A 19,456-nucleotide genomic window follows, 5' to 3' on the forward strand; every position below is an offset into this window, starting at 1 on the left:
GACACATGCCTTACGGGGGATCCAGTTGCAGGATCGCTAACTCCTGAGGCATTTCGAGATCATGGGACAACTGGTACATAGAGCCCTCACCTCTGCTCCGGTAGCGCATACATAGTAGGTACACGCCTTATTGCGTGCCGCCTAAAACATGAACGCCAGAACAAGAACGAGGCAAAACCGTGCGTACGTACACCCCGAAGCCCGGCGATATCAACCGCCAGTGGCACGTCATTGACGCCACCGACGTTGTCCTTGGTCGTCTTGCCAGCCAGACCGCAACACTGCTGCGCGGAAAGCACAAGCCGACCTTTGCGTCCCACATGGACATGGGCGACTTCGTCATCATCATCAACGCTGAGAAGGTTGCCCTTACCGGCGCCAAGCTGGAGCAGAAGCGCGCATACCGCCACTCCGGTTACCCGGGCGGCCTGACCTCCGTCAACTACGCCGAGCTGTTGGAATCCAACCCGGTTCGCGCTGTTGAGAAGGCCATCAAGGGCATGCTCCCCAAGAACTCCCTCGCTGCACAGCAGTTGGGCAAGCTCAAGGTCTACCGTGGCGCTGAGCACCCCCACGCTGCACAGCAGCCGAAGACTTTCGAAATCACCCAGGTCGCCCAGTAGTCCTGGCCACCAACCAACTTTTCATTACAAGGAGAACCGTGGCTCAGAACGAAGAACTGACCGCCGAAGCCGTCGAGGCTGAGGAAACCCTCACCAGCTACACCTCTGAAAGCACATCTGCTGAAGATGCGCCCAAGAAGGAGCGCCCGGCACTGACCGTTGCCGGTGCAGCTGTTGGCCGCCGCAAGGAAGCCGTTGCACGCGTTCGCGTTGTGCCGGGCTCCGGCAAGTGGACCATCAACGGCCGCACGCTGGACAACTACTTCCCGAACAAGCTGCACCAGCAGGACGTCAACGATCCTTTCAAGATCCTTGATCTTGAAGGCGCCTACGACGTCATCGCCCGTATCCACGGCGGTGGCATCTCCGGCCAGGCCGGTGCACTGCGTCTCGGTGTTGCTCGTTCGCTGAACGAGATCGATATCGACAACAACCGCGCCACCCTCAAGAAGGCCGGTTACTTGAGCCGTGACGCCCGCGTCATCGAGCGCAAGAAGGCTGGTCTCAAGAAGGCACGTAAGGCTCAGCAGTACTCCAAGCGTTAATCCGCTTCGCCCCACAAGGGGTATCGAAAGCCCGTTCCGCCGTTTTGGCGGGGCGGGCTTTCGTCGTTTAACAGCCCAGACGGGGAATCAGGAGGGCGCCGCGAATGATCCAGCGGACGCCACTTGAACCAGTGGGGTCCCGACGTCGTCTAAACTTGACCCGATGTCTAGATTATTTGGAACAGATGGCGTGCGCGGTCTCGCGAACGGATTGCTCACCGCCGAACTGGCTATGCAGCTCGCGCAGGCAGCCGCCGTGGTACTCGGCCATGACCGCACCACCGATGGCAAGCGGCCGCGCGCCGTCGTCGCCAGGGACCCCAGGGCCAGCGGCGAGTTCCTTGCCGCTGCAGTTGAGGCAGGGCTGTCCAGCTCCGGTATCGACGTCTACGACGCCGGTGTGCTCCCTACTCCTGCCGCGGCTTACCTTGTGGCAGATCTCGACGCCGACTTCGGAGTCATGCTGTCGGCCTCCCATAACCCTGCGCCGGACAACGGCATCAAGTTCTTCGCCCGCGGCGGCCAGAAGCTGCCGGACGACGTTGAGGACGCCATCGAGGCGCAGCTGGGTAAGGAGCCCCAGCGCCCGGTAGGGGCCGACGTCGGACGCATCCAGCGGTTCTCGGACGCCGAGGACAGGTACATCGTGCACCTGCTCGGTACGCTTCCCAAGCGCCTTGAAGGCCTCAAGGTTGTCCTCGACTGCGCCCACGGTGCAGCGAGCGGTTGTTCGCCCCAGGTGTTCAAGGACGCCGGTGCTGACGTGGTGGTCATCGGAGCTGAGCCGGACGGCCTGAACATCAACGAGGGCGTTGGCTCCACGCACCTTGGCCCGCTCAAGGAAGCCGTGGTCAAGCACGGCGCGGACCTTGGCGTAGCGCACGACGGCGACGCGGACCGCTGCCTGGCCGTGGACCACGAAGGCAACGAAGTGGACGGCGACCAGATCATGGCGATCCTGGCGCTCGCTCTCAAAGAAGCCGGAAAGCTCAAGGACAACATCCTCGTGGCCACGGTCATGAGCAACCTTGGCCTCAAGATTGCCCTTCGCGAGGCTGGCATCACCATCCGTGAGACCGGTGTTGGTGACCGCTATGTCCTGGAGGAAATGCGCGACGGCGGATACAACCTTGGTGGCGAACAGTCCGGCCACGTGATCTTCTCGGACTTCGCGACCACTGGCGACGGTGTCCTGACCGGGCTGCAGCTTGCAGCGCAGGTTGCCCTGACTGGCCGCAGCCTCAAGGAACTGTCCAGTGCCATGACCAAGCTTCCGCAGCTCATGATCAACGTCAAGGACGTTGACAAGGCCCGGGCCGCCACCGATGAGGGCGTTGCCGAGGCCGTTGCTGCAGCAGAGCTTGAACTGGGGGAGACCGGCCGCGTGCTGCTCCGCCCCTCGGGCACCGAGGCGCTGGTACGTGTCATGGTGGAAGCCGCGGACATGGAAACGGCCGAGCGGGTCTGCAAGGGTCTTGCTGCCGTGGTCAAGGAGCGCTTGGGCGCGCCCAGCGAGATGGCAGTCTAGGAAAAGCTCACTTCGTAGGCCCGCTCCCCAGCTTGAAGAGAAGCAGGGGAGGGGGCCTGCGTGTTTAAGGATCTAAAGGTAGTCCGGCGCTGCTTCGAGGCCGAAATACTCCTCCACGGTGGCGATACCGCGTGTGGCCATGTCCGTGGCTGCCTCCACGCCGATGTAGCGCAGGTGCCAGGACTCGTAAAAGTACCCGGTGGTGTCGTGCAACATCCACGGATAGCGCACCACGAACCCGAACTTGTGGGCATTGGCTTTGGCCCACACAGCGGCGGGTTGTTCGGCGAAGCATGGTTGGAAGCTGCAGGCGCCCGCACCGTCGCCAATGTCGAAGGACCAGCCTGTCTGATGCTCGGAGTGTCCTGGACGGGCGGAAGCGCGGTCTGCGGCCGCCTGACCGGTGCTGGTGACGTATCCGTTGTACGTTGCCACTTGGGTCGAATAGGAGCGATAACCGGAAGCCAGCGTCATGATGACGCCCTCCGAGGCCGCGGCCCCGAACATCTTTTCAGCGGCAGCCGCCGTCGTGCTGTTCAGCAAAGCTGCTTCGCCGCTGACGGCGAGCCGCACGCCGGGCTGCACCAAGTCTGCCGGAACGAAGTCCTGGGGTGCCAGGGGCCGGTGCTTGTTGACCACAACCCAAGGACTCGTGGGATCAGTCAGGGAGTGTTGCGGGGCAATGGCATGCGAGGGGGCTGTGGCGGACGGTACGTCGCTGGATGGGGCGCTAGCCACAGGTTCAATGGGTTCAGGCTCGGTGGTCGCGGCGCTGGTGCTGAGCGCTGACGGCGATGCCGAAGGCGACGGGACCTCGCTGGCGGCGTTGGCGGCAATGGGGGAGGGTGTGGCGTTCTCAGGCGTGCAGGCTGCGAGGGCTGCCATTCCCATGCCGACGGTCAGCAGGCTCGCGAATACCCGCCGGCTAGGCAGCGGTTGAGGATTACTGGGCACGCTAGACCTTCCTCAGCAGCATGCGTCGGATGGAGTGGTCTGCGTCCTTGGTGAGTACCAGCTGCGCACGTCCGCGGGTAGGCAGCACATTTTCCTCGAGGTTTGGCTCGTTGATGCGTTTCCAGATGCCCCGTGCGGTGGACTCGGCGTCGTCGTCAGAGAGTGTGGCGTAGCGGTGGAAGTAGGACTCGGGCTGGGCAAAGGCCGTGGTTCGCAACTTCCGGAAGCGGTCCACATACCACTCCTCGATGTAGGCGGTTTTGGCATCCACGTAGATGGAGAAATCGAAGAAGTCGCTAACGGCCAGTCCTTGTTTGCCGTCCATGCGCGGGCGGGCGGGGGCCAGGACGTTGAGTCCTTCCACAATCAGGACGTCAGGACGCCGCACCACAACTTCCTTGCCCGGCACGATGTCATAGGTGACGTGGGAGTACCAAGGTGCACGCACTTCCTCGGCGCCGCCTTTTACTTCCGAAACGAAGCGAAGAAGGCCGCGGCGGTCGTAGGACTCCGGGAAACCCTTTCGCTCCAGCAGGTGCCTGCGCTTCAGCTCCGCCAAAGGGTAGAGAAAGCCATCCGTAGTGATGAGTTCCACGTTGGGGGTTCCGGGCCACCGCCGGAGCATTTCGCGGAGCACGCGGGCAATGGTTGATTTACCAACAGCAACCGAACCCGCCACGCCGATAACGAACGGCGTGCGTTGGGTTTGTTCGCCAAGGAACGTGGTGGTGGCTGCGTGGAGCTGGTGGGAAGCCTCGACGTACAGGTGGAGGAGGCGTGAGAGGGGCAGGTAAACCTCCCGGACTTCCTTCATGTCCAAGGGGTCGCCGAGACCGCGGAGACGGAAGACGTCCTCTTCGTTGAGGGGCTGCTCCATCTGCGCTGCAAGCCTGGACCACGTTTGACGGTCCAGCTCTACAAACGGGGAAACGCCGTCGCCATTAGCTTCGGTGCGTAGCAAAGTCACGCTCATGATTCTGCCCTCCACGGGACGGATCAGGAAATGCACGACGACGGGCAGGTGAATTGTGAGCGCCTGATCCCGCCGGGGAGGCATTGGAGAGGGGATGTCCCACATCAGTTGTTTGCACTAGCCGTTAGGCTTGTACCCATGTGTGGAATCGTAGGCTATGTTGGCAATTCGTCTCGCAAGGCAGCTGGGTACAGCGCTCTTGACGTTGTGGTGGAAGGGCTGCGCCGTCTGGAATACCGCGGCTATGACTCCGCCGGCGTCGCAGTAGTAGCTGACGGGAGCATTTCGTCCCGTAAAAAGTCCGGCAAGCTGAGCAACTTGATCGCAGAACTGGAATCAAACCCCGTTCCCGAGTCCATGACCGGCATCGGCCATACCCGTTGGGCTACGCATGGCGGACCCACAGACCGTAACGCGCACCCGCACCTCTCCGACGGCGGCAAGCTGGCCGTCATTCACAATGGCATCATTGAAAACTTCGCTGAGCTCAAGCAGGAACTGCTGGGCAAGGGCGTCACCTTCGAGTCGGAAACAGATACAGAAGTTGCGGCTGCCCTCATCGGTGACATCTTCCGCACCCAGCTCGACGGCGACGGCGGCAACCTCACGGAGGCAATGCGCCTTGCCTGCCAGCGACTCGAAGGCGCTTTTACCCTTCTCGCAGTCCACGCGGACCAGCCCGACGTCGTCGTGGCCGCCCGCCGCAACTCGCCGCTGGTAGTTGGCCTGGGCGATGGCGAGAACTTCCTCGGCTCGGATGTTTCCGGCTTCATTGACTACACCCGCCGCGCGGTGGAACTGGGACAGGACCAGATCGTCACCATCACCGCGGACTCCGTGGAGATCACCGACTTCTTCGGCGCGCCCGCCCAAGGCAAGGAATACCACGTTGACTGGGACCCGGCTTCGGCCGAAAAGGGCGGTTTCAGCTCCTTTATGGAGAAAGAAATCCACGACCAGCCCGACGCCGTAGCGCAGACCCTCCTGGGCCGCTCGGACCTCAACGGCAAGCTCACCCTTGACGAGGTTCGCATTGACCCCGAACTCCTCAAGCAGGTGGACAAGATCATCGTGCTGGCCTGCGGTACCGCAGCCTACGCCGGCCTGGTGGCCAAGTACGCCATTGAGAACTGGTGCCGCATTCCTACCGAGGTAGAGCTGGCACACGAGTTCCGCTATCGCGACCCCATTGTTGACTCCAACACTCTGGTGGTTTCCATCAGCCAGTCGGGCGAGACTATGGACACGCTGATGGCTGTCCGCTACGCCCGCGAACAGGGCGCCAAGACGATCTCCATCTGCAACACCAACGGTTCCACCATCCCGCGTGAATCCGACGCCGTGCTCTACACGCACGCAGGCCCGGAAATTGCCGTTGCTTCCACTAAGGCATTCCTGGCGCAGATCACCGCTGCCTACCTGCTCGGCCTGTACCTGGCCCAGTTGCGGGGCAACATCTTCTCGGGCCAGATCAAGGACGTCCTCGCGGACCTGAACAAGATTCCGGCCAAGATCCAGAAAATCCTGGACAACGCAGGACCCCTGCGTGAGCTCGCCCGCAGCATGAAGGACGAGAAGTCCGTACTGTTCTTGGGCCGCCACGTTGGCTACCCGGTAGCCCTTGAAGGCGCCCTGAAGCTCAAGGAAATCGCCTACATCCACGCTGAAGGATTCGCCGCCGGCGAGTTGAAGCACGGTCCGATCGCCCTGATCGACGACGGCCAGCCGGTCTTCGTTGTTGTGCCGTCCCCGCGTGGCCGCGACTCCCTGCACTCCAAGGTGGTCAGCAACATCCAGGAAGTCCGTGCACGTGGTGCCCGTACCCTGGTCATCGCTGAAGAGGGCGACGAATCGGTTAAGGACTACGCAGAGCACGTCTTCTACGTACCGGAAACCCCCACCCTCCTGATGCCACTGCTCACCACCGTTCCACTGCAGATCTTTGCTGCTGAACTGGCCGGTGCCAAGGGTTACGACGTCGATCAGCCGCGTAACCTCGCCAAGAGCGTCACCGTAGAATAACGCCATGATTGTTGGCATTGGCGTAGACGTCGTAGACATCGAGCGGTTCGGTCGGCAGTTGGAACGGACACCGGGACTCCGGGACCGTTTGTTTGTTCCTGCCGAGCGGGAACTTAACACACGGTCCTTGGCCGCCCGTTTCGCGGCCAAGGAAGCTGTGGCCAAGGTGCTGGGCGCTCCGGCAGGGATGAACTGGCAGGACTGCTGGATCGGTCTCGACGAGAACGGCCCCACCGTCCAGGTCAAGGGCACGGTGCTTGCTGTGGCCGAGGCCAAGGGCGTCAAGCGCTGGCACTTGTCCATGAGCCACGACGGCGGCATAGCTACGGCTACTGTCCTCGCCGAGGGCTAACGGACTATAAGCAATGATCAGCGCCTTCACCGGACAACAGATCAGGGATGCGGAACAGCCGCTCCTGGACTCCGGTGAGGGCGCTGTTCTTATGCAACGGGCGGCCTATGGGTTGGCCCAAGTGGTGGCTCGCGAGGTCAAAAACAGGCGGAAGCTTGCTGGTGCGAGCGTCACGGTGCTGGTGGGAAAGGGCAACAACGGCGGCGACGGCCTTTATGCTGCAGCTTTCCTGGCCCGCCGCGGAACACGGACGACGGCGGTACTCGCCGCCGCTGAAGTGCACCCGGAGGCGCTGGCTGCCTTTGTCATGGCCGGCGGACGTGCTCTGACGTTGGAGGCCGCCAACGCTGAAGAGCTTGCTGTCCTTTGCGCTGGCGATGACGTGATCATTGACGCGCTGTTGGGAACGGGCGCCCGCGGTGGTTTGCGGGACGCCTCTGCCGAAATGGTGGCGTCGCTCCAGGAGCTGCGTCCGCGCCTGGTGGTGGCCTGTGATCTCCCTAGTGGACTGGATACCAGCAGCGGTGAAATGCATTGGCCGGTGCTGGAAGCAGACGTCACCGTCACTTTTGGCGGTATCAAGGCCGGGCTGATGGCGGACCCTGGTGAAGGGTGTGCCGGGCGCGTGGAGCTGGTGCCCATCGGGATCGAGAATGCACTGGAACACAACCGCCCTGAGCTTCGCCGGCTCACGGCCCCGGACCTTGCGGCTTTGCTGCCCGATCCTGGCCGCCGCGCCCACAAGTATTCGAGGGGCGTCTTGGGCGTTGTAGCGGGCTCGCCACGCTTTGCCGGAGCCGCTGCTCTGAGCGTGCACGCCGCGGCCCTCGCCGGAGCAGGGATGGTGCGCTATGTCGGGCCTCAGGAGGCGGCGCAGCTGGTGCTGGCCCGAACTCCCGAAGCCCTGTGGGAAACCGAAGAACCCGGCCGCGTCCAGGCCTGGCTCCTGGGATCCGGGGTTGATGGCGAGGATCAGCTGCAACGGGCAAGGGACGCCGGTACCTCGGCCCTCGCCGACGGGTTGCCGGTGGTGGTGGACGCCGGAGCTTTGAGCCTCCTGCCGGAACGCTGCCCGGCCCATTGGATTCTGACACCGCATGCCGGAGAACTGGCCACGTTGCTGAACTCGCTTCCCTCGATGGGAGAAGTGAAGGTAACCCGCGACGACGTCGAATCCCGGACCCTGCACTATGTGCGGCAGGCCGCCGAACAAACCGGCGCCACAGTGCTCCTGAAGGGTGCCACCACACTGGTGTCCTCGCCGTCGGGCGTTGTTTTCAGCCAGTCCGAAGGCACCGCTTGGATGGCTACTGCAGGCAGCGGTGACGTCTTGGCCGGTGTACTCGGGGCCCTGCTGGCACAGTCCACGGAAATGATCCGGAACGACGACGGCGCGTATGCCGCGTTGGGCTTGGACCCCGCCGACCGCTGGGCTGCCCTGGCCGCAGTTGCGGCAAGCGTCCACGGACGAGCCGGAGCCCTTGCATCCGCAGATTTCGACGGAGGTCCTATTACAGCCTCGGCCATCATGACGGCGGTTCCGCGGGTCATTGGTTCGCTCAACGCGGAATACGACCGAACAAGACCCTAAGGTTGCTGTCGGTGTCTGGGGGCTTGAGTAGGCTTGCAACAGTTGTTCGCATCATCAAGAGGAGAACGCATGGAAGTCTGGCCTGGATCGGCTTATCCGCTGGGTGCCACCTTTGACGGCACCGGCACCAACTTCGCGCTATTTAGCGAGAAGGCCGAAAAAGTGGAATTGTGTCTCTTTGACGACGACGGCGGGGAAGTCCGCGTAGACGTTACCGAGGTGGATGGTTATGTATGGCACTGCTACCTGCCGCAGGTCCAACCGGGACAGAAGTACGGCTACAGGGTGCACGGCCCTTACGACCCCGACGCCGGTCAACGCTTCAACCCGAACAAGCTGCTGCTGGATCCTTACGCCAAGGCAATTCACCGGCAGATTGACTGGGACCCGTCCCTGTTCTCATACAACATGGGTGACCCGGATTCACGCAATGACGAGGACTCTGCACCGCACATGATGCTGGGCGTGGTCATCAACCCGTTCTTTGACTGGGATGGCGACAAACTCCTGCGGATTCCGTACCACAAGTCCGTAATCTACGAGGCACATGTCAAGGGCCTCACGCAGATGCATCCCGAAGTGCCCGAAGAGCAGCGCGGCACCTATGCCGGCGTCGCCCACCCGGCCGTGATTTCCCACCTGCAGAAGCTGGGCATCACGGCGATCGAACTCATGCCGGTGCACCAGTTCGTCAACGACGGCATCCTGCAGGACAAGGGCCTGAATAACTACTGGGGCTATAACACCATCGGGTTCTTTGCGCCCCACAACAGCTACAGCTCCAAGGGTGATACTGGACAGCAGGTCCAAGACTTCAAGGCCATGGTGCGGGCGCTGCACACGGCCGGCATCGAGGTAATTCTCGACGTCGTGTACAACCACACCGCCGAGGGAAACCACCTCGGACCAACGTTGTCCTTCAAGGGCATCGACAACTCCGCGTACTACCGCCTGGTGGAAGATGACCAGAAGTACTACATGGACTACACCGGCACGGGCAATTCGCTCAATGTCCGCAGCCCGCACTCCCTCCAACTGCTTATGGACTCCCTGCGATACTGGGTGACCGAGATGCACGTTGACGGATTCCGGTTCGACCTCGCCTCCACGCTGGCACGCGAGTTCTATGACGTGGACAAACTGTCCACCTTCTTCGAACTCATCCAGCAGGACCCCGTGGTTTCCCAGGTGAAGCTCATTGCTGAGCCGTGGGACGTTGGGCCCGGCGGATACCAAGTGGGCAACTTCCCTCCGCAATGGACGGAGTGGAACGGCCAATACCGCGATACTGTCCGTGACTTCTGGCGCGGCGAACCTTCCACCCTTGGAGAGTTCGCTTCCCGGTTGACGGGTTCGGCGGACCTCTACGAACACTCGGGCCGCCGGCCCGTGGCGTCCATCAACTTCGTCACCGCGCACGATGGCTTCACGTTGGCTGACCTTGTGTCCTACAACGAGAAACACAATGAGGCCAACGGCGAAGACAACAACGACGGCGAATCCCACAACCGTTCCTGGAACTGCGGCGCCGAAGGGCCCACGGACGATCCCACTGTCCTTGGCCTGAGGGCGCGTCAGCAGCGCAACTTCATTGCCTCGCTGTTCCTGTCCCAGGGTGTTCCCATGCTTCTGCATGGTGACGAACTCGGCAGGACGCAGAACGGCAACAACAACGGATACTGCCAGGATTCGGAACTGACCTGGATCAACTGGGACAACGTGGACCAGCCCCTGATCGAGTTCACAGCAGCGGTCAGTGCACTCCGGGCCAAACACCCCAGCCTGCGCCGCAGCCGCTTCTTCGATGGCAGTCCTGTGCTGCGCGGTGAAGGCGAGCGACTCCCGGACATCGTATGGCTGGATGCCGACGCCAGCACCATGACTCCGTCCGATTGGCACGAAGCTCTGGGACGCTCGGTGGGAGTGTTCCTCAATGGCGATGGCATCCATGGCAGGGATACGCAGGGACGGCGCATCACCGACGTCAACTTCCTGTTGTACTTCAACGCCGACCAGGACGAAGTGGGCTTCCGGATTCCTTCCGATGAGTACGCGCCGGCCTGGGATGTCATGATCGATACCGCCGGAGAAGGCGCCGAAGCCGGCGTCATCAAAGCCGATCAGATCCTGATGGTCGGCGGCAAGTCGCTGGTGGTACTCCGTGCCCACAGCACTCCGGAAATTGAACCCGATCATTCGGTGGCTGCTTCCCTGGCCGCGTTGACGCAGACCAGTACTCCGGAAACGGCATCCATCACCGCCCCTGCAGTGACGTCGTTGCCCTTTGATTACAAAGGTTCTCCGTCCGAGGGCAACACCGATGAAGGCGAAACGAAGGAGACGGAAGCATGAGGACGCCTGTCTCCACATATCGGCTCCAGATTCGTCCGAGCTTCACGTTGCAGGATGCGGCTGAGATCACCGGATATTTGCGTTCCTTGGGAATCGATTGGGTGTACGTCTCACCGATCCTGACCGCCGAAAAGGGTTCGGATCACGGCTATGACGTGACCGATCCCTCTACTGTTGATCCCTCCCGGGGAGGCCCTGAAGGCCTTGCCGCGCTGTCCAAGGCAGCAAAGGACAAGGGTTTGGGCGTGCTGGCTGACATCGTGCCTAATCACATGGGCGTTGCTTCGCCGAAGCAGAACGCCTGGTGGTGGCAGCTGCTCAAGGAAGGCCGCGGTTCAAAGTATTCCGAGGCGTTCGACGTCGACTGGGACTTTGGCGGGGGGAAAATCCGCATTCCTGTCCTGGGGAGCGACGACGACCTTGACGAACTGAAGATCGTGGACGACGAACTGCGGTACTACGATCACAGTTTTCCACTGGCCGAGGGTACCTGCACCTCCGGGGACAACGCGCGTGAAGTCCATTCACGGCAGCACTATGAGTTGGTTGGCTGGCGCCGGGCCGACGCCGAGCTGAACTACCGCCGGTTCTTCGCAGTGAACACCCTGGCCGGCGTGCGCGTGGAGATTCCTTGGGTCTTTGATGAGTCCCATGCAGAGATTGTCCGCTGGTTCCGTGAAGGATTGGTGGACGGGCTGAGAATCGACCACCCGGACGGGCTCGCCGATCCCGAGGGCTACCTCACAAGGCTGCGCGAAGCGACCGGAGGCGCTTACCTTCTGGTGGAGAAGATCCTGGAACCGGGGGAGCAGCTGCCGGACACCTTCGAGTGTGAAGGGACCACGGGATACGACGCCCTGGCTGACGTCGACCGTCTCTTTGTAGACCCGACGGCCGAGGAATACCTGAACTCCCTGGATGCCCGTCTCCGGAATGCAGACGCTCCGGCGGATTACCATGCCATGATTCATGCGACCAAGCGCCGGATCGCCGATGGCATCCTGCGCTCGGAAGTCCTACGGCTGGCCCGTCTCGTGCCTGAATCGCTGGAGCTGCCGTTCGCCAAGGTAGCCGATGCCCTGGCGGAAGTCATTTGCTGCTTCCCCATCTACAGGACGTATCTGCCCTATGGCGGGAAAACGCTGATCGAGTCTGTGGAGAACGCCGCCAAGCAGCGCCCTGACCTGGCAACTGTCCTCAGCCAGCTCCAGCCGCTCTTGCTGGATGAGTCCAGTCTTTTGGCCCGGCGCTTCCAACAGACGTCAGGCATGGTCATGGCCAAGGGCGTGGAGGACACCGCGTTCTTCCGTTACACCCGTCTGGGGTCACTGACGGAAGTGGGCGCGGATCCTACGGAATTCTCCATTCCCGGCAATGTCTTCCATGAACGCATGGCCCGGAGGCAGCAGCTTTTACCGCTGTCCATGACAACGCTGAGCACCCACGACACCAAACGGAGCGAGGATGCAAGGGCAAGGATCTCCGTGATCTCCGAGGCAGTACCGGAATGGGAGCTTTTCCTGGGCATCGTCCATGAACTTGCGCCCATCCCGGATGGCCCCCTCTCCGTATTGGTGTGGCAGTCCATCGCAGGGGCGTGGCCGGCAGATCGCCAACGGTTGCAGTCCTATGCCCTGAAAGCGGCCCGGGAAGCCGGCAATTCCACCAACTGGACCGATCCCAATCAGGAGTTCGAACGACAGCTGGCGGCCGCCGTCGACGCTGTTTTTGATGTTCCGGAAGTAACAGCCGCCCTGACCAACTTCGTCAACGAGCTCGAACCGTATGGAACCTCCAACTCGCTGTCCGCAAAGTTGATTCAACTAACCATGCCCGGCGTTCCTGACGTCTACCAAGGGACGGAATTCAGGGACGGTTCACTGACCGACCCCGACAACCGGCGGCCGGTGGATTTCAAGGCTCGCATCGCCACCCTGGAAGAGTTGGATCGCGGCGCCAAGCCCGCGTTCACGGATGAAGCCGCCAAACTTTTGGTGGTCTCCCGTGCATTGAGGCTTCGCCGCGACAGGCCGGAGCTGTTTGCCGGTTACCTTCCGGTTGCTGCCCAGGGCGCTGCCGCAGGACACGTGGTGGCCTTCGACCGAGGAGCCGAACGTCGTGGAGCCCTCACCGTTGCCACCCGTCTGCCTAAACGGCTGGCCAGGGAAGGCGGCTGGCGGGACACGGCCATCGAATTGACTGTGGGATGCCGGGACGAACTCACCGGGGCCACCTACCGGGCAGGTGCCATCCCTCTGGCCACCCTGCTGAAGCAATACCCCGTGGCCCTGTTGGTTCCCACAGACTGATTTCCGGATGGTGCGATCACCGTATTGCGGTGATCGCACCATCAACACCGTCATTGCAAAGCACGCTTGAAACACGTACAGGGAGCATGATGCTGGAGCACGCTGCTGGAAAAAATCCTTACGACGTCTGGGCGCCGAACGCCGATTCGGTCCGGTTGCTCGCCGGAGGTCACGAGTACCCCATGGAGCAACTTCACGACGGCGGCGCCGCCGGATGGTGGCGGGCGCCGGCTGACGTGGTGGCCCAGGAAGGCGACGGGGTACGGTATGGCTACATCGTGGACGGGGAGGGACCGTTTCCCGATCCGCGCTCGCGGAGGCAGCCCGACGGAGTCCACGGACTGTCAGCGGCCTTTGATCCGTCCGCCCATGTGTGGAAGGACAGTGAATGGAAGGGGCGGAGCCTCAAGGGTTCGGTCATCTATGAACTGCACCTGGGCACCTTCACCCCGGAGGGCACGCTGGATGCCGCCGCAGGAAAACTGGACTACTTGGTGGACCTCGGAGTCGACTTCATAGAGTTACTCCCGGTCAACGGTTTCAACGGTGTTCACAACTGGGGTTACGATGGCGTCCTTTGGTATGCCGTGCACGAGCCGTATGGTGGCCCCGCAGCCTACCAGCGCTTTGTGGATGCGGCTCATGCTGCGGGCTTGGGCGTTATCCAGGACGTTGTCTATAACCACCTCGGACCGAGCGGTAACTACCTGCCTCAGTTCGGACCGTACCTGAAATCGGGGGAGGGCAACACATGGGGTGATTCTGTCAACCTTGACGGCCCCGGCTCGGACGATGTCCGCCGCTACATCTTGGAGAATGCAGCGATGTGGCTCCGGGATTACCACGTGGACGGACTCCGGCTCGATGCTGTGCATGCCTTGCGTGATGAGCGTGCCGTGCACATCCTCGAGGAATTCGGGGCACTGGGAGACGAGGTGGAGGCAGCAACCGGAATACCCAGGACGCTGATTGCAGAATCGGATCTGAACAACCCGCGGCTCATCTACCCACGCCAAGACAACGGCTACGGGTTGAAAGGCCAATGGAGCGACGATTTCCACCACGCAGTGCACGTCAACCTCAGCGGGGAGACCACCGGCTACTACGCGGATTTTGACTCCCTCGCAGTCCTGGCGAAGGTCTTGGAACATGGATTCCTTCACGATGGCAGCTACTCCAGCTTCCGGGGGCGGCACCACGGGCGGCCCATCCGGCACGATCTGGCACACCCCTCGGCGCTTGTTGTCTGCCTGCAGAACCACGACCAAATCGGGAACCGGGCCACCGGCGACCGCCTCACCGCATCGTTGTCCTACGGAAAGCTGGCCATCGGCGCAGTGCTGACCATGACGTCACCCTTCACGCCCATGTTGTTCATGGGTGAGGAGTTTGCTGCCTCCACGCCGTGGCAGTTCTTCACCTCCCACCCGGAACCTGAGCTGGGCAAAGCAACAGCTGAAGGGCGTATCAAAGAGTTCGAACGTATGGGATGGGACCCGGCGGTTGTCCCCGATCCGCAGGACCCCGAGACCTTCCAACGCTCCAAACTTAAATGGGACGAAGCCGCTGAGGGGGAGCACGCACGCCTGCTGCAGCTGTACAAGGACTTGGCACAGTTGCGCCGTAACACTCCGGAGTTGGTGGACGGCGGCTTCGGCGGGACCTCCGTTGAGTTCGACGACGACGAACATTGGCTGCAGTTTTCCCGCGGCACCGTCCGGGTAGTCTGCAACTTCGGGGACGAAGCACTTGGCACGCCCCTGAATGGCTCCGTGTTGCTGGCTACCGATGACGAAGCAGCCCTGGAGGACGGGACGCTGACGCTTCCCGGCGGTAGCGCCGCCGTCGTACGCGTCCGCTAAGTCGCACAAAATGAGGTGACGGCGCCCACATAGCGGACGGCGCCGTCACCGCAGTTTGTGCAGTGGCAGGATGGTACGTATGACTTATTCGGCTGCGGAAAACCGCTACGAAACCATGCCCTACCGCCGCGTCGGACGCAGTGGACTCAAACTCCCCGCCATCTCGCTGGGCCTCTGGCACAACTTCGGCGATGACAAGCGATTCGATGAACAGCGTGCAATCCTGCGGCGCGCGTTCGATCTCGGTGTCAACCACTTCGACCTCGCCAACAATTACGGACCCCCGGATGGCTCGGCGGAGACCAACTTCGGGCGTCACTTGAAGGACGACTTCAAGCCATACCGTGACGAACTGGTCATCTCCACCAAAGCCGGTTACTACATGTGGCCCGGTCCGTACGGCGAGTGGGGATCCCGCAAATACCTGATTTCCAGCTTGGACCAGTCTCTGGAGCGTATGGGCCTGGACTACGTGGACATCTTCTATAGCCACCGTCCCGACCCCGAGACGCCTCTGGAAGAGACCATGGGCGCGTTGGATTACGCAGTAAGGTCAGGCAAGGCACTCTACGCGGGCATCTCCTCCTACACGCCCGAACAGACGCTCGAGGCCGCCCGAATCCTGAAGGAACTCGGTACCCCTCTGCTCATCCACCAGCCCAGCTACTCCATGCTGAACCGGTGGACGGAGAACGGCTCACCCAACCTGTACGAGGCATTGGACCAGGTAGGCGCAGGGTCCATCGCCTTCTCGCCACTGGCGCAGGGCATGCTCACCAACCGCTACCTCAACGGTGTGCCGGCCGACTCCCGTGCAGCCAAAGAACGGTTCCTGTCCGAGTCTGCGCTGACGGAAGACAAACTGGACCGTGTGCGGGGGCTGAACGCCATCGCCGAGGGGCGTGGCCAGACACTCGCCCAGATGGCCATTGCCTGGATCCTTCGCGATCAGCCCAAGGGCTCGCCTGTGACCTCTGCGCTGGTTGGGGCTTCCAGCGTGGCCCAGCTTGAAGACACTCTCAGCGCCATCAACAACCTGAAGTTCACCACCGAAGAGCTGACTGCCATTGATGAGTTCGCCGTGGAGTCGGACATCAATCTGTGGGCGCAGAAGTAGCCTCGAAGGACTGACACAAACAGCGGAAGCCGGCAGGGAACAAAACCGGCTTCCGCTGTGTTGGTTACAATGCAAGTGTGCGCCGAATGGCGCCGTGCCAATCAGCCGTGCCCTGGTCTCTGTCAGGGATGCGCCTGGCACCTGAGGTTATTTCTCAAAAAGGAGTTCCGTGTCTTCACATCCGATTCGTGTTGCCATTGTCGGCGTAGGCAACTGCGCCGCATCGCTGGTCCAAGGTGTTCAGTACTATCGCGACGCTGACCCCAAGGCCACGATCCCGGGTCTGATGCACGTCGAGTTCGGCCAGTACCACGTCAACGACGTTCAGTTCGTTGCCGCCTTCGACGTCGACAGCAAAAAGGTTGGGCTTGACCTCGCAGACGCCATCGGTGCCAGCGAAAACAACACCATCAAGATCGCCGACGTTCCCGCAACAGGCGTGACGGTCCAGCGCGGCCACACCCTTGACGGTCTGGGCAAGTACTACCGCGAAACCATCGTCGAGGCTCCGGACGAAGCTGTTGACATCGTCGCCGCTCTCCGTGAAGCCAAAGCCGACGTCATGGTGTGCTACCTGCCCGTCGGTTCGGACCAGGCGGCAAAGTTCTATGCCCAGTGCGCCATAGACGCCGGTGTAGCTTTCGTCAACGCCTTGCCCGTCTTCATCGCCGGTACCAAGGAGTGGGCTGACAAGTTCACCGAAGCCGGGATCCCGATTGTGGGCGATGACATCAAGAGCCAAATCGGTGCCACCATCACGCACCGCGTCATGGCCAAGCTGTTCGAAGACCGTGGTGTCACGTTGGACCGCACGTACCAGCTGAACGTCGGCGGCAACATGGACTTCAAGAACATGCTTGAGCGCGACCGCCTTGAATCCAAGAAGATCTCCAAAACCCAGGCTGTCACGTCCAACGTCGAGGCTGAGCTCCACGCCGACGACGTCCACATCGGACCGTCCGACTACGTCGCCTGGCTCGATGACCGCAAGTGGGCCTTCGTCCGCCTCGAAGGCCGTAACTTCGGTGACGCTCCTGTGTCGCTCGAATACAAGCTCGAAGTGTGGGACTCACCGAACTCTGCCGGCGTGATCATCGACGCCATCCGCGCTGCGAAGATCGGCCTGGACCGCGGAATTGGCGGCCCGCTGCTCTCCGCTTCCAGCTACTTCATGAAGTCGCCGCCGGAGCAGTTCAACGACGACCTCGCCCGCGACAAGGTTGAAGCCTTCATCCGCGGCGACATCGAGCGCTAAACACCCGTTTCACCAAACGCCCTCGTATTTCGATACGGGGGCGTTTGTCGTTACCCGACGCTCTATCGGATCCCTCGGGTTTGGGCGCGATCCTCTATCCCTTTCCTCAAGAAAGTGAGAGAGGATCGGCCGGAAGGGCTTGGGATGTGAGAGAGGATCGGGTTGAAGGGCTTGGGATGTGAGAGGGGATCAGAAGAGGCCGGTGGGGTTGCCGTCAGCGTCCACGTCCATGCGCATGGCGGCCGGTTCCTTGGGGAGGCCGGGCATGGTCATCACCGCACCCGTCAGCGCGACAATAAAGCCGGCACCGGTCTTGGGAATCAGTTCGCGGACGTGCACCCGGAATCCCTTGGGCGCACCAAGCCTGGAAGCATCGTCGGTGAAGGAGTACTGGGTCTTGGCCATGCAGACAGGAAGCTCTGACCAGCCGTTCTTCTCGATCTCGGCGAGTCGCTTGAGTGCCGGGACTGAGAACTCCACGCCGTCTGCCCCGTAAATCTCCTGCACAATCGTCTGGATCTTGTCCTCAACACTGAGTTCCAACGGGTATAGGTGGTGGAAGTCGGCGGGTGCATCCAGTGCAGCTGCCACCTTGGCGGCGAGCTCATCACCGCCGTCGCCCCCACCTCCGCGCCCCCAGACATCAGCAACTGCCGCCTGCACGCCTTCTGCAGCACACCAGGCGAGGAGCCACTGAAGTTCCTCAGGACTGTCCGTTGCAAATTTGTTGATGGACACGACCGGGGAAATACCGAACTTCGCCACGTTGCCCACGTGCCTTCTCAGGTTCTCGACGCCGGCAGCCACGGCCTCGACGTTAGGCTCGCTGAGCTTTTCCTTGGGAACGCCGCCCTGCATCTTGAGAGCCCGGATTGTTGCCACCACCACGACGGCGGATGGCGCTACGTCGGCGATGCGTGCCTTGATGTCCATGTACTTCTCGGCACCAAGGTCCGCTCCGAAGCCGGCTTCGGTGACCACTACGTCTGCCAGCTGCATGGCGGTGCCTGTGGCGATCAGCGAATTGCACCCGTGGGCAATGTTCGCGAAGGGCCCACCATGGACCAAGGCTGGGGTACCTGCGATGGTTTGCACGAGGTTGGGTTTGATGGCGTCCTTCAACAGCATGGTGAGCGCGCCCTCCACCCCGAGGTCTGACACCGTGACTGGCGTGCGGTCGTAGGTGTACCCGAAGGTGATGCGTCCCAGCCGGTCCCTAAGATCGTCCAGGTCTGAGGCGAGACAGAAGACCGCCATGACTTCGGAAGCCACGGTGATGTCGAAGCCGTCTTGCCTGGGCACTCCCTGCATGGGGCCGCCGAGTCCGATGATCACTTCCCGAAGTGCGCGGTCGTTCATGTCCAGCACGCGCTTGAACGTCATGCGGCGTGGATCGATGCCGAGTTGGTTGCCCTGGAAAATGTGGTTGTCCACCAGGGCCATGAGGGCATTGTTTGCCGAAGTGATTGCGTGGAAGTCGCCAGTGAAGTGCAGGTTGATGTCGTCCATGGGTAGCACCTGGGAGTAGCCGCCGCCTGTGGCTCCGCCCTTCATGCCAAGGATTGGACCCAGGGAGGGTTCGCGCAGGGCGATCATCACTTTGTGGCCGGCCCGGGCCAAGGAATCCGCGAGCCCCACAGTAGTTGTTGACTTGCCTTCGCCGGCCGGAGTGGGGGACATGGCAGAAACGAGCACTACCTTGCCGGGCGCCTTTCCCTGGGGAAGCACCAGCTTGGCCGTATTGATTTTGGCCTTGTACGGTCCATACAGTTCCAGGGCATCCACATTGATGCCCGCACGTCCAGCGATGTCTTCAATGGGAAGCATGGTGGCGTTGTGGGCAATTTCAAGATCACTCATGATCTTGTTTTCAGACATCGTTGTCCTTTGGCTCTGCCCGCAGCGGGGATGCTGCTGCTGGGGTTCTTAGGCTGTGCGGCACAATCTATCAGCCCTTGAGCAAATACAAGCTA

General features: G+C 61.8%; 14 protein-coding genes. 11 read left to right on the plus strand and 3 right to left on the minus strand.

Going from position 1 to position 19,456, the window contains the following annotated elements:
* Positions 1-179: 179 nt before the first annotated feature.
* From rplM to glmM, 3 genes are all read left to right on the plus strand, one after another.
* Positions 180-623 carry a 50S ribosomal protein L13 gene (gene rplM / locus J7I86_RS08450; RefSeq protein WP_024817563.1) on the plus strand — a complete coding sequence of 148 codons (444 nt, stop codon included), beginning with the start codon at positions 180-182 and terminating at the stop codon, positions 621-623.
* A 38-nt stretch (positions 624-661) separates the two neighbouring features.
* Positions 662-1,168, plus strand: coding sequence for a 30S ribosomal protein S9 (rpsI, locus tag J7I86_RS08455; protein ID WP_214819003.1), 507 nt, complete (start codon positions 662-664; stop codon positions 1,166-1,168).
* Between the two features lie 163 nt (positions 1,169-1,331).
* Entirely contained in the window at positions 1,332-2,696 is a 1,365-nt protein-coding gene (glmM, locus tag J7I86_RS08460; RefSeq protein ID WP_214819004.1) for a phosphoglucosamine mutase, read from the plus strand.
* A 72-nt stretch (positions 2,697-2,768) separates the two neighbouring features.
* Here the strand turns inward: glmM and J7I86_RS08465 are convergent, their stop codons facing one another.
* Entirely contained in the window at positions 2,769-3,650 is an 882-nt protein-coding gene (locus J7I86_RS08465; protein ID WP_214819005.1) for a D-alanyl-D-alanine carboxypeptidase family protein, read from the minus strand.
* A gap of 1 nt (position 3,651) precedes the next feature.
* On the minus strand, positions 3,652-4,623 hold the full coding sequence (coaA, locus tag J7I86_RS08470) for a type I pantothenate kinase (protein WP_214819006.1): 972 nt from the start codon (positions 4,621-4,623) through the stop codon (positions 3,652-3,654).
* A 138-nt stretch (positions 4,624-4,761) separates the two neighbouring features.
* Here coaA and glmS point away from each other — a divergent pair, with 138 nt between their 5' ends.
* The 8 genes from glmS to J7I86_RS08510 all read left to right on the plus strand — a co-directional run bounded on the left by glmS (position 4,762) and on the right by J7I86_RS08510 (position 17,483).
* On the plus strand, positions 4,762-6,645 hold the full coding sequence (gene glmS, locus J7I86_RS08475; RefSeq protein WP_214819007.1) for a glutamine--fructose-6-phosphate transaminase (isomerizing): 1,884 nt from the start codon (positions 4,762-4,764) through the stop codon (positions 6,643-6,645).
* A 4-nt stretch (positions 6,646-6,649) separates the two neighbouring features.
* Positions 6,650-6,997 carry a holo-ACP synthase gene (locus tag J7I86_RS08480; protein WP_011775548.1) on the plus strand — a complete coding sequence of 116 codons (348 nt, stop codon included), beginning with the start codon at positions 6,650-6,652 and terminating at the stop codon, positions 6,995-6,997.
* A gap of 13 nt (positions 6,998-7,010) precedes the next feature.
* On the plus strand, positions 7,011-8,588 hold the full coding sequence (locus tag J7I86_RS08485; protein ID WP_214819008.1) for an NAD(P)H-hydrate epimerase: 1,578 nt from the start codon (positions 7,011-7,013) through the stop codon (positions 8,586-8,588).
* 69 nt (positions 8,589-8,657) lie between these two features.
* Entirely contained in the window at positions 8,658-10,940 is a 2,283-nt protein-coding gene (gene glgX, locus J7I86_RS08490) for a glycogen debranching protein GlgX (protein WP_214819009.1), read from the plus strand.
* On the plus strand, positions 10,937-13,249 hold the full coding sequence (treY, locus tag J7I86_RS08495) for a malto-oligosyltrehalose synthase (protein ID WP_214819010.1): 2,313 nt from the start codon (positions 10,937-10,939) through the stop codon (positions 13,247-13,249). Before glgX ends, treY begins: the two co-directional genes overlap by 4 nt.
* A gap of 89 nt (positions 13,250-13,338) precedes the next feature.
* On the plus strand, positions 13,339-15,111 hold the full coding sequence (treZ, locus tag J7I86_RS08500; protein ID WP_214819611.1) for a malto-oligosyltrehalose trehalohydrolase: 1,773 nt from the start codon (positions 13,339-13,341) through the stop codon (positions 15,109-15,111).
* Between the two features lie 79 nt (positions 15,112-15,190).
* Positions 15,191-16,228 (plus strand): L-glyceraldehyde 3-phosphate reductase, encoded by a 1,038-nt coding sequence (mgrA, locus tag J7I86_RS08505; protein ID WP_214819011.1) that lies wholly within the window; start codon positions 15,191-15,193, stop codon positions 16,226-16,228.
* A 169-nt stretch (positions 16,229-16,397) separates the two neighbouring features.
* Positions 16,398-17,483, plus strand: coding sequence for an inositol-3-phosphate synthase (locus J7I86_RS08510; protein WP_214819012.1), 1,086 nt, complete (start codon positions 16,398-16,400; stop codon positions 17,481-17,483).
* A gap of 189 nt (positions 17,484-17,672) precedes the next feature.
* Here J7I86_RS08510 and J7I86_RS08515 read toward each other — a convergent pair whose 3' ends face one another.
* On the minus strand, positions 17,673-19,361 hold the full coding sequence (locus J7I86_RS08515) for a formate--tetrahydrofolate ligase (protein ID WP_214819013.1): 1,689 nt from the start codon (positions 19,359-19,361) through the stop codon (positions 17,673-17,675).
* Positions 19,362-19,456 lie beyond the last annotated feature (95 nt).

It is taken from the genome of Arthrobacter sp. ISL-95, assembly GCF_018613695.1.
Lineage (GTDB): Bacteria > Actinomycetota > Actinomycetes > Actinomycetales > Micrococcaceae > Arthrobacter.